The following is a 12904-nucleotide window of genomic DNA, read 5'->3' on the forward strand; positions in this document are numbered from 1 at the left end:
ATTTTGCTGAACCACAAATATAGGTTTTACGACTTCAAAGTTTGATTTAATTTCAATGTAAATTAGTCATTATGCATTATTAAAACCGGAATAGAAACTTCTTTTGTTATTTTTTTACTAAAGCTGGAGGTAAAAAGACTTTCAAAAAAAGATCTTTTATGTGTAATAGTTGTCAAAACGTCAACATCTTTGTACAGCACAAAGTCAAGTATAGTCTCTTTAACATCATCACTTGGCAATACTAAAAATTCTACATTTTCATTGGCAAACTCAACCTCCCACTCTTTAATGGTTTCGGGAGCCACATCAGATTCAGAGGTTTTAACGTACAAGCTTCGGACTTTAGCATTCGTTTTTTTAGCTATTTTCAATACCTTCCTCAATTCTTTTTTATCTTTTTCGCGATAACGGGTAGTAAATCCGATAACTTTTATTTTTTTGAATTTAGCATCTATCGGCACACATAAAACCGGAACATCCACACCTGAAATGACTGAACTAGTATTAGAGCCTGTAAAGAAGGTAGTCCAGTCAGAAATTCCGTTTGTACCCATAATAACAAAATCTGCTTTTTCCTCTTCTACAGCATTTTTTAAGTTATAAAGCAAATCACCATCCATCAAACGATGCTTGATAACAATTTCTTCTAAATTTCTTTCCATTGCAATAGTTTTCAGTTTAGGAATCTCATCCTTAAACATCTCAAAATTAGCCAGCTCTATAGAACTGTAGATAGCGGCATAATTTTCAGGAAAAAACTGGCTGTCATATACGGGAATTTCGAAGGTATGCAGTAGAACAAGTTCGGCGTTGACGACTTTGGCAAACTCTAACGCATGTACAAATGCATTTGTTGCTGCTTCAGAAAAATCGGTTGGGAATATTATCTTTTTCATTATTACATTTTTTAGGTTATGTACATAAAGTTACTAAATCGTACTTAGAAGTTACCTGATAATTATCAGTTTTACAAAAATTTAACCCTAATTGGTTATAAAAGAAAATCTAATAAATATTTAAAGTGTCTATTTAAATAAAGCATTCAAAATTCAATTTAATTAATACTTTATAAAATATAAAATACCAAATTCATAAGCCTTATAAAAACTTTGTACCTTTGCACCCTTGCAATTTACAACATGATACATCAAGATTCTATAGTCGCCCTGGCTACTCCATCCGGAGCAGGGGCTATTGCCGTAATTCGTATTTCAGGTGCTAAAGCTATTTCTATTGGAAATTCAGTTTTTAAATCTGTAAAAAATAAAGATTTAACAAAGCAAAAAACACATACGCTGCATTTAGGCCACATTGTCGATGATTCAAAAACTTTGGATGAAGTGCTCGTATCTGTTTTTAAAGGACCTAATTCATACACAGGTGAGGATACTATCGAAATATCATGTCATGGTTCAACCTATATTCAGCAGCAAATTATTCAGTTATTATTGAGAAAAGGCTGCCGAATGGCTGATGCGGGTGAGTTTACACTGAGAGCCTTCCTAAACGGAAAACTGGATTTATCGCAGGCAGAAGCCGTTGCCGATTTGATTTCGTCTGATAACGAAGCTTCTCACCAAATTGCCATGCAGCAGATGCGTGGCGGTTTTAGTAATGAAATTGCAAAATTACGAGAAGAGCTTTTGAATTTTGCATCGTTAATTGAACTGGAATTGGATTTTGCAGAAGAAGATGTTGAATTTGCTGACCGGACACAATTTAACGAATTATTAAACCGAATTGAATTTGTTTTAAAACGATTAATTGATTCATTTGCCGTTGGCAACGTTATTAAAAATGGAATTCCGGTTGCTATTGTTGGAGAACCAAACGTTGGCAAATCGACTTTATTGAATGCTTTACTAAACGAAGAGCGCGCAATTGTTTCTGATATTGCCGGAACAACCCGTGATACCATTGAAGATGAACTGGTGATTGGCGGAATCGCATTCAGATTTATCGATACTGCGGGAATTCGCGAAACAAAAGATGTTGTAGAAAGTATTGGAATCAAAAAAACATTCGAAAAAATTGATCAGGCACAGGTTGTCATTTATTTGTTTGATGGCTTGAAATTCAAATCATCCAGTTCAGAGTTTATCAATGAAATTGAACAGATTAAAAACAAATACCCTTTAAAACCTTTACTGATAGTTGTAAATAAAAAAGATATTTTATCCGAGGAGGATGCTTTAAACATTAGTTACAAACTCGAAAACTTAAATGCGAAACTTTTATTACTATCTGCAAAAAACAAAATTGGTATCGACGAATTAAAGAATGAATTATTGTCATTTGTAAACACAGGAGCATTACGTAATAATGAAACTATTATCACAAATACAAGACATTATGATTCTTTATTGAAAGCTTTGGATGAAATACAAAAAGTAAAATTTGGACTGGAAAGCAATCTTTCCAGCGACCTAATTGCACTGGATATAAAAGAAGCTTTGTACCAATTCGGGCTGATTACAGGTCAGGTCTCAAACGATGAATTACTCGGGAATATTTTCGCTAATTTCTGCATTGGAAAATAGAAAGACAAATATACAAACTAAAAAAACCTCTGCATTTTCAGTGCAGAGGTTTTTTACAAGTACCTAAAGTTAGTATTTTTACTTCACTCAAAATGAAATTTGAGCTTAACCATTTTGATATTTATTGTATTTCAAAAGCTATTGCTGTGTTAAATGGCATATTTTGAGGACATGTAATTACTAAACCTTCATCGCTTTGTGTCCATTTTAATTTGCCTTTATAGCCCAGCAACTTAACAGTCACAATTTTTTTCCCATAATTCTTTTCATTTTTAGCAAGACACTTAATTTTTATTTGACTATTCGGAGCTGGTACATTCATGCAAAAAGCATATAGTTTTTTGTTTTTACCTACTGTAAATCGGATATCCTGATTATTAAATTTGAATTCAGCCTGGTTTTGGCCTAATTTTCCTCCTGGGAGCATTTTCAATTTTCCATTAACCATTTCTCCTTCAGCAGGAATGACCCAGGCATGGCTTCCATAAACACCTTCTCCATTAATATGCATCCAGTTGCCTACTTCTTTCAGCATCTTTTGACTCTCTTCATTAATAGAACCGTCAGGCAATAGAGAAATACATATTGCAGCATTTCCATCACGTGCAATGGCTTCAATTATGTAACGAATCATCATTCCGGAATCATAGGTAAAATCCGGCGCATAAAACCAGTCTCCCACAGGAGCTTCGGCAATCCACGGCTGGTCTTTTTTAATCTCTGCCGGAATACCAAATTCCTCTGTATTTACTGTACCATTAGTTTTGTGACGAAACTTAACTATACTAAAAGTATTTACTTTTCCGCGGCGTTGCAAAGCAGTATTATAAAAATCGGCCATAACGCTCTGCATTGCATTTGCTTTTATACCTGTTCCTGTTCCATCGCCGGTAAATGGTCCCTGAACAGTTCCATCAGTATAAATAAAATCAGGATCGTAATTTTTTACAACATCCATCATTCTTAAAGCCCAATTTGTCGTATACCATTTCGCATATTCCAAATGATTACTAAAAATTCCTGCTGGTGGCGGTGACCAATCTGTATGAGCATTTTGCTCTACACCTTTGTATTCTCTTAAATCGATACCATAAAGCATTTTAGGATCATATCCTTCCCACCATTTTCCTTTACCATCGGCAAGAGTAAGATGACCATCATAAGGAATTCCTTTTTTAGCTCCCTCTTTATCACTTCCAAATGCTGTTTGCCACCACCACCATGTATACTCATGATGAAAAGTCACTCCATATCGCATTCCGGCTGCTTTACAGGCTTTTGCCCATTCACCAATCAAATCTCTCTTAGGACCAATATTTACCGAATTCCATGGCTGGTACTTAGAATTCCATAAATCGTAATTATCATGATGCACACCCTGAATCATTAAAAAACGTGCACCAGCATCTTTGTAAATTTTTGTAAGTTTTTCAGGATCCAGCTTTGTTGGATTCCAGTCACGCAAAACTTCTTTATATCCTGATTCCGAAGGATGACCATACTTTTTGATCTGGTTTTGATAAGCTACTTTATCCTTTTTATAAAGGTTACGTGCATACCAATCCCCACTTTCTCCGGCTGCTTGTGGTCCAAAATGAACCCATATTCCAAACTTTGCATCACGAAGCCAATCAGGCTCACCAGGATAATTTTTCTCTATAGATTCCCAGGTAGGCTCAAAAGGCCCTTTTGTAATGGGCAAATCTAATTTTACTTCTGGAAATGTTTCCAAATCTCCCATTGGAACACTATTAACAGCTAATGGAGTTGGTACAGCAGGTATAGGATTTTTATCCTGAGCATAAATACTCAACTGAAGTAAAAATAATATCGTGAATAAATTTTTTGTTCTCATTTTTTATTTTATTTATTATTAAATCATTTTGAAACTGAGTGTTAAAAACTTAAACTATTTATTGATAAATCATTAGAATTTACATTTTTTTAAATTACATCTTTTATCTCAATTCAGTTTTTAACCTACCTAAAAAAATCATTTCCTGTCGTTTCTGACAGGAAAAGAAAAACAATTAATTAGGATATCCGGTATTTTGAGTCAATTTAGTATTGACATTTCTTTCTGACTGAGGGATAGGCCATAATTCATTTACCCCTTTCACAAAATTTCTTTTTGATAAATTAAATAGCCTTCTTCATCAACTTTAAAGGCAGTGTAATTAGCCGGATCATTGGTTAACTTCATGCCTGTAAACTGACGATTCAATTTTTCTGCAGCGATTCCCCATCTTAAGATATCATAATAGTGAAGTCCTTCAAAGGCAAACTCTACCTCACGTTCGACTCTAATTTTCTCTCTCAATTCACTGGGATTAGTAGTTGTTATTGCCGGCATATTTACATCTGCTCTTGCTCTTACTTTGTTGATAGTTTCGTCTAACAAAGATTGGTCTATAGCTTCGCTTGCTTCTAATTTAGACTCTAAATAACTCAGTAATACTTCGGCATAACGAATAATACACCAGTTTCCTCCATAATTCATTAAATTTCCATCAAATGACGGATCCATAAATTTATTAATAGAATAACCACTCCAATCATATCTATTGAATCTATCAGGAGAGTTTGTTCCTGGTCTACTTACATAAGTTACGCCTTTAAAAACTGTTCTATCCGAAATCATAATAGTATAATCTAACCTTGGATCTCTGTTATCATAAGGATTTGCCGGATCAAACAAAGGTGATTCTTCAACACTTAAACCATCAGTACATTGATACTGTTTAACTAATTCATTGTAAGGAGAAAATTGATGCCATCCGCCATATGTTTCCGGATACAAATACTGCGTAATGACATGTCCATACACATCCTGCTGATACTGAGAAGTAAGAATAAACTCTTTGTTTACCTCATTAACAACATTAAACATTGTTCTAAAACTAGGTACTAAACTGTAGGCCTGACTATCTATAATTTTTTTATAAGTAACAGCTGCCGGACTCCATTTTTTATTCGCCATTTGTACTCGTCCTAAAATTGCCAAAGCTGCCCCGGAAGTGATACGTCCGTCTTCAGAAGTTGGTCTTATTGCAGGCAAACCAGCAGCACTTTCCTCCAACTCCTTTTCAACAAAATCCATGATTTGAGATTTTGGAGTTCTTGGAATACTATTAGCTTCTTCAACAGTTAAAACCTTGGTAGTAAATGGCACATCAGAGAAGAAAAAGGCTAAATTGAAATATTGATATGCACGAATAGTTCTCACCTCACTTTTCATAATGGCTTTTAGATTTGCATCCATTTCGATAGCATCAATCCTGGATAAAAAATTATTGCAGGTAGTAATTTTTCTGTACGTATTTGCCCAATATGATTCTACTGCCCAATAAGACGGATTTAAAGTTCCATTAGTAAATTGATCTGGAATTTTTTCTTTTTCAGAACCTAAACCTGCCATAAAATCAAGAAACATAACACCTCTTGCTGACCAAAAATCTTCTCCACTCCATGCACCATCAGTTTTATAACATCCCACCAATGCTAATTTTGCATCCTCTTCTGTTTTCCAAAAAGTAGCATCTGAAACTTTATCTAACGGGTTTTTATCAAAGAAATCATCAGAACAAGCACTATTTGACACAACTAGTGCAAATAAGCAAATCATTAGAGCCAGGCTTCTAATGTTTCTATACTGTTTAATATTAATAATCATAATTTTATATTTTTAACAAATTATTATCTCTAAAAATTTAAGTTTAGTCCTAAACTATATACACTGGTAATAGGGTAAAAAGGACTACTATTTCCTGTTGATTGGCTCATCTCAGGATCCCAACCTTCGTAAAAACTATTAAATGTAAATAGGTTCTGTCCTGTTACGTATAGTCTTAATTTTTGAATTTTTAATGCATCCAATAAAGATTTTGGAAAATTGTATCCTAGTTGTACATTCTTAATTCTTAAAAAACTGGCATTTCTATCCCAAAAAGTTGAAGGCAAAATAGTTCCACTACCTCCTGACAAACTAGTCAATTTAATATATTCAGCATTTGGATTTGGATTTTCTTCCGTCCATCTATTATCTGCTTGCCATTGTTGTACCTGACCACCATTATAAAATGCAAAAGCCTGATAAGAACCAATTTGCCTGTTAAATCCTGCTAAACCTTGTAAAAGTACTGACACATCAAACCCTTTATAGTCAACTTGTAAATTAGCTCCAAAAGCATATTTTGGAAAATAACTACCGATCACTTTTCGATCATAAGTATTATCTACTTTTCCATCTGGCACACCATTAGGTCCACTAATGTCTTTATATCTTACAAATCCCGGCTCAGCTGCATACGGCTGGGTTGGATAGGTAGCCACATCATTGGCATCAACAAATAAACCATCTGCTACATAACCATAAGTAGAATTTACTGAATGTCCTACAAATAATCCCCTGTTTATATCCTGATTTAAACCATTCCCTATGCTAGTTACTCTATTATTTGTGTAAGAAAAATTAGGAGAAATACCAAAATTAACGGCTCCTATTTTATCTTGATAATTCAATAAAATTTCAAAACCTGTATTTCTAACAGAACCTCCATTTACAGTAGGCGGTTCAAGACCTAGTACTTTCGAAACTGTTATTTCAGTCAAAATATCAGAAGTCTTTTTATCAAAATAATCAAGTACCACGCCTAATCTTCCACCAAATAAAGTAGCATCTATACCTAAATCTGTTACTGCAGTAGTTTCCCAGGTAATATTAGCGTTAGACAAGCTTGTTGTTGCGGCTCCTGAAGCAAGGTTTCCTCCGAAAGTGTAATTTTGACCTAGACTAAGAACATTTTGATACGGATAATTCCCAATGTTTTGATTCCCCAATTGTCCCCAGGATGCTCTAAATTTTAGATTTTGTATCCATCCAACATCTTTTAAGAAATTTTCTTCAGATATTTTCCATCCTGCAGAAACAGATGGAAAAAATCCCCATCTCCCATCTTTAGGAAACCTTGAAGTTCCGTCATATCGGCCATTTACTTCTAATAAATAACGATCATTATAGGAGTAATTAATTCTACCAAAATAAGATCTTAATCCCCACTCACCAGCCGAACCTGAATTTTGCATATTACTTGGCGAACCTGCATTAAGTTCATACAAAAGATTATTAGGGAAATTATCACGATAACCGCTTACATATTCTGAGTAAAATTCTTCCTGAGAAAATCCAGCCAAAACATTAATACTATTTTTATTAATATTTACTGCATATTTTAAAAGAGATTGTAATGTAAGGGTATTGTCAAAACCTGAACTTACTCTAAGACTATTAGGACCTAAATATTTGTTTGCATCAAATCTAAAATCTGAAACAAATTCTTTATCACGATAATTAGTGTAACGATATCCTACTTTACCACTTAAGGTAAAATTTTTCATGAAATCCCACGCCAATTCCGTTCCTCCTAAAAATAATTTGTTTTTTCTATTAGTAAAAGATTCACTATCTAACCAGGCCTGAGGGCTGTAATTATCCTGGTAGCCATAAGTTCCATCTGATTTTTTTGCTGCAAAAATTGGTCCTTGCCTTACTGCAAAACTAATCATGTTGGTCATATCACCTTCGTAATGACGAGGCTCATCTGTGTTTGCAGAATACCCACTTAAATTAGTTGTAAGCTTTAAATTTCTTTTTACCTGACTATCAAAATTCAACTGAAAATTATATCTCTTATAATTATTTTCTGCAACAACACCATCCTGATCAAGATATCCTAAAGAAAAAAGAAAAGTATTTTTTTCATCTCCTCCGGTAAAACTAAAGTTATGGCTCATTTGCAGACCTGACCCTGATGTTAAAAGATTTTTCAAATGAGGAACATTCGGATAATTATCGGGGTCAGATTGATTTCTAAACTTTTCTATTTCAGCAGCTGTGTAGGATGGACTCCCTCCCATATTTGAATTTGCCTCATTACGTAAAGTTGCATAGGTGGCAGAATCAACAAAATCCGGAAGCGCAGTTACTTTTTGAAATCCAACATAGGTATTATACCCCACTGTCAACATTCCTTTTTTTCCTCTTTTAGTTTCAATAAGTATAACTCCATTCGCTGCACGAGTACCATAAATAGAAGCTGAAGCGGCATCTTTTAATATCGAAACACTTTTAATGTTATTTGGGTCAACATCATTTAAAGAACTCGCAAGTCCGTCAATTAAAACAAGCGGATCGTTTCCTGCCCCTGAAAAAGTACCTATCCCTCTCAAACGGATAGATGCCCCATCATTTCCGGGACGGCCTGAACCTTGCTGAACTGTTACACCACTTGCTAAACCTGATAATGCTTGTGATGCCTGTGTAATAGGACGATTTTCTATTTCTTTTGCTGAAATTGAACTTACAGATCCTGTTAAGTTTACTTTCTTTTGACTCCCATATCCTACTACAATCACTTCTTGCAGCTGGCTCAATTCTTCTTTTAAAGTAATAGTAAAAAAGGTATTATTTGAAACGTTTACTTTTTGAGTTATATATCCTAAAAATGTAAAAGTTAATACATCATTTTTTGATGCATCGATCACAAATTTACCGTCAAAATCTGTTGTTGTAGATTTATTTGTGCCATCAACAGTAATATTTACTCCGGGAACTGTTTGCCCATCAACTGAAGTAACTATTCCCTTTACAGGAACATCCTGAGCATTAGCAAAAAGCCCAATAAACAATATCATATAAAATATTGTCTTTTTTAAAAATTTTCTGGTCATAATTTGTTTGGTTTAAATAGTTATTAAGTCGTTTCAAATAAAGCTTAATTATATATTTACGTTTTTATCATTTTAACAACACAATAAGCATCGAAAAACAAATAATTTTAGAAGTATAAAAAACATAAATTATTGACATATATTTTAAATTAAAATCATATTTACATATATAAAATTTTATTATTTATATTTTTTAAACTATTTAGTAAAAAACAAGCAAAACAAATTTATAATCTACAGGGATTAAATATATTATTCAAAAACGATTTTTTATTATATAAAAACGTTTTTATTAGATAATTTTTAACTTTTCAGGTTAATGATCTACTTAAGAAGTTTTATTTATTAATGGCAAAACGGCTTGAAAAACTGACAGAAAATAAAAATTGAATGTATAACATTAAAATCCTGACCTTTCTGTCGCTAGATTTCAAAAATGGTTATATTTAGTTATTGCGGCTTCCTTGGCAAGAAGTTACTTTTGCAGATATTATAACCCAAAGATTATCAAAGACTGCTTCATTTTTTTGTCGTTCCTAATCACTAATTTATTCTTTAAAAGCAGTAAAGAAACTTATTATCAATAAATAAGATTTCATTTTAAAAAACCTGAAATCAAAATTTAGTACAACCCTATTTATTTGAATATTAAATAATGAAAAAAATAATTCTCATTTTATTTACAACATTGATTCCTGCTATCACTTTTAGTCAGAACATTACCAAAATATGGGAATCAGATTCTCTTTTCTTAAAACCTGAATCAGCACTTTATGACTCTTCAAAACAGGTTCTTTACATCTCAAATATAAACGGCGAATATCTGGCAAAAGATGGCAATGGATTTATTTCCATGCTTAAAACAAATGGTAAAATTGAAGTTTTAAAATGGGTTGATGGATTGGATAACCCTCAGGGAATGGGCTTATATAAGAAAAAATTATATGTTGCAGATCTTAACAGAGTGGTGCAGATAAATACTAAAACAGCTAAAATTGAAAAAGTATATCATGTAGAAAATGCTATATTCCTTAACGATATAACAACAGATACCAATGGAGACATTTACGTTTCTGACTGCTTTGGGAACAAGATTTATAAAATATCTGATGGAAAAATAAATGTATGGTGTGAATCCGGCTTTCTTTCTAAACCAAATGGATTGTTATGCACTAAAGAAAATCTTTTAGTGCTGAATATGCAAAGTAAAACTGCTTACGCAATAAACAAACTAACCAAAAAATCTCATCAGATTTTTAGCGGAATTGATAATCTTGATGGTATTGTCAGTAATGGAAAAAATGGCTATATAGTTTCAGGAGCCTGGCAGGGACAACTCTTTAATATTGATGGAGACGGAAATAAAAAATTACTGATTGATCTGGGAAAAGAAAAAATTATTACCGCAGATATAGAATACATCGCAAATGATAATTTGCTCATTGTACCTACTTTAGATAAAACGGTATTAGGATTTCGACTGACATATTAGGAATCATTCATTTTGCTTAATAACAAGTATCATTAATTTCATTAATGTTTGATAAAAAAATCACAAATATACAATTCAATAATAAACTGATTTCTTAACCTAAAATGAATATAGCTAAAAAATAGTATGTGTGAAATTGAAAAATTAATTCCGCATCGGACTCCTTTTTTATTCGTAGATCAAATAATATCATTTTCAAATGAAACAATTATTGGTATCAAAACTTTTGATGAAAGAGATCTTTGGTTAAGAGGAAGCGTTCCTGAATCCGAGTATATTCCCGGAACAATTTTGATCGAATCAATGGCCCAATGCGGAGGTGCAGGTGTAAAACTTTTAGGAATAACCAGTGGTTTTTTTGGTCTTGTATCCATAGAAGATACAGAATTTTATACAGCTGCAAGATTTAAAGATCAAATAAAATTTATAATAAAAAATATTCGTTTAAGTGAAAAGATAATCAAACAGTCAGGAATTGCATATGTGGCCGATAAAAAGATTATAAAGGCAAGCTGGATGTGTGTCAAAATATAATAGTATTTAATACTGGAATCGATCCTTTTTATGCAACGCAAAGTGCATATATTTTTCTAAAAATTCACACCTAAAATCTAATAAATCTTTCTAAAATGACACAGCCATTGCAAGTCCATACTCTCTTCCATTATATACTGGCAGAACCATTCCGTTTAGGTTTTCCTTTTTTTGAATATTTTTTTGCTAATTACAGGATGAAGCCAATAGGCTATTTTAGTACTCAAAATTCCAATACCGGCTCCGGCTGCAACATCACTAAACCAATGCCTGTCATTGTACATCCTGAAAAATCCTGTACCTGCAGCGACCAAATATCCTGAAATGCCGTACCAGACAGATACATCTTTATATTCCTGATACAGAAATTCAGCCCCCATAAAAGCAGTTGCTGTATGTCCGGAAGGAAATGAGTTGTTTGAAGTCCCATCAGGTCTCATCTCGTTTCCGGTCATTTTAATTACATTTACCGTTGTACCCATAATTAAATAAGCTGAAGCGAGGATAATCGTGCGGTCTTTGAAATTATTTTTACCTTTAACACCTGCTGAATTCAGAGCATAAACAGACAAAAAAGCAGAGTACTGCGAAAAATCATCAATCGTAAACTTCTTGTCAATATGTTCATTTATTTCATTTTTAGTATCTGAATTGATGTCTTTAAGTGTGTGACTTTCGAGTCCAATAACTCCATATCCAATTAAAACACTTGGAATAATTAATGCTTCATATTTAAATTTTAGCTCTTTATTAAAGCTAAGACTATCTGGATTTTTTGACTGTCCAAAGGTGCATAAAGTCAAAAGGCTACTTACAATAAACAGCTGTATTTTCATCATTTTATAATTTTACAGCCTTGGGTTTAGACTGAAGGTTAAAAAGAAATGCTTTTTTCTAAGGATATTAGAGGCTTAGTCAATAATTTCCTCAAATTTAAAAAAAATAATAAATTAGTCTTACAAAAATTAAATCTATATTCAGATTTTAATTATTAAATGAATTGTTTTCTCTTAACATTTCAATTAAATATTCAATTAAAAACAGATCACTTTATAGCATAAAATTTGCTGGAATAACACCCTCATTCCGGATTATTAGAATTAGAACTATAATATGATTATTTCAAATCTAAATTAACATAATTCTTTACTAAAAATAATAAGTTTCAAATTTAGAACCATTCTACATTTTTCCCATACAATTACATTCTTTTTTAATGTAATTTTATACTGAATCAAAACCAAAAACACTGAAATTAAACCTGTTACAAATAAAAACACTTTAGATTCCGTTCTCAAAAAATTGCTATCAAAATTGATAACGTAAATAATAAAACAAAAGCCTTTATTAAATTTCCGGGTCTACATGAAAAAAAAGATGCCGCTAAAAATTATCCGGACTAAGAAACATCCGAATTGTAGTGTTCACAGGCACATTTCTAATGAAATTTAAAAATATAAATGTGTTATATCAAGAATTACATTCCTAACCAATTCAAATACAAAGAAAAATCATTTGTTTGATTTAAAACAATGTAAAGATATCTTCCAAAACCAAAATCAGTTTTAAATAAGACAGGCTTCATTGAAAAAGCTTTGGCGGAGGAAAA

The 12904-nt window shown here is 32.5% G+C and carries 9 protein-coding genes; 3 read left to right on the forward strand and 6 right to left on the reverse strand.

Features of this window, described 5'->3' with window-relative positions; all coding sequences use genetic code 11:
- Window positions 1–62: 62 nt before the first annotated feature.
- Entirely contained in the window at window positions 63–896 is an 834-nt protein-coding gene (locus P5P89_RS21355) for a universal stress protein (protein WP_278010138.1), read from the reverse strand.
- 243 nt (window positions 897–1139) lie between these two features.
- Between P5P89_RS21355 and mnmE the strand changes: the two genes are divergently transcribed.
- Window positions 1140–2540, forward strand: a complete 1401-nt coding sequence (gene mnmE / locus P5P89_RS21360) for a tRNA uridine-5-carboxymethylaminomethyl(34) synthesis GTPase MnmE (protein WP_278010139.1) — start codon at window positions 1140–1142, stop codon at window positions 2538–2540.
- 121 nt (window positions 2541–2661) lie between these two features.
- Here the strand turns inward: mnmE and P5P89_RS21365 are convergent, their stop codons facing one another.
- From P5P89_RS21365 to P5P89_RS21380, 4 genes are all read right to left on the reverse strand, one after another.
- Window positions 2662–4395 (reverse strand): alpha-L-fucosidase, encoded by a 1734-nt coding sequence (locus tag P5P89_RS21365; RefSeq protein WP_278010140.1) that lies wholly within the window; start codon window positions 4393–4395, stop codon window positions 2662–2664.
- 175 nt (window positions 4396–4570) lie between these two features.
- Window positions 4571–4660: a RagB/SusD family nutrient uptake outer membrane protein gene (locus P5P89_RS21370; protein ID WP_278010141.1), complete on the reverse strand. Its 90-nt coding sequence runs from the start codon at window positions 4658–4660 to the stop codon at window positions 4571–4573.
- On the reverse strand, window positions 4657–6213 hold the full coding sequence (locus tag P5P89_RS21375) for a RagB/SusD family nutrient uptake outer membrane protein (RefSeq protein ID WP_278010142.1): 1557 nt from the start codon (window positions 6211–6213) through the stop codon (window positions 4657–4659). Before P5P89_RS21375 ends, P5P89_RS21370 begins: the two co-directional genes overlap by 4 nt.
- A 29-nt stretch (window positions 6214–6242) precedes the next feature.
- On the reverse strand, window positions 6243–9269 hold the full coding sequence (locus P5P89_RS21380) for a SusC/RagA family TonB-linked outer membrane protein (protein ID WP_278010143.1): 3027 nt from the start codon (window positions 9267–9269) through the stop codon (window positions 6243–6245).
- Between the two features lie 655 nt (window positions 9270–9924).
- On the opposite strand from P5P89_RS21380, the gene P5P89_RS21385 reads away from it, so the two are divergent.
- On the forward strand, window positions 9925–10761 hold the full coding sequence (locus P5P89_RS21385) for an SMP-30/gluconolactonase/LRE family protein (protein ID WP_278010144.1): 837 nt from the start codon (window positions 9925–9927) through the stop codon (window positions 10759–10761).
- 126 nt (window positions 10762–10887) lie between these two features.
- The gene (locus P5P89_RS21390) at window positions 10888–11295 is read left to right on the forward strand and encodes a 3-hydroxyacyl-ACP dehydratase FabZ family protein (RefSeq protein WP_278010145.1); all 408 of its coding nucleotides are present in this window, start codon (window positions 10888–10890) and stop codon (window positions 11293–11295) included.
- Window positions 11296–11450: 155 nt separating this feature from the next.
- Here P5P89_RS21390 and P5P89_RS21395 read toward each other — a convergent pair whose 3' ends face one another.
- Complete coding sequence (locus P5P89_RS21395; RefSeq protein ID WP_340696501.1) at window positions 11451–12134, reverse strand: phosphatase PAP2 family protein; 684 nt, start codon at window positions 12132–12134, stop codon at window positions 11451–11453.
- Window positions 12135–12904: the final 770 nt, after the last annotated feature.

Origin of the sequence: Flavobacterium gyeonganense (genome assembly GCF_029625295.1) — a bacterium.
Lineage (GTDB): Bacteria > Bacteroidota > Bacteroidia > Flavobacteriales > Flavobacteriaceae > Flavobacterium > Flavobacterium gyeonganense.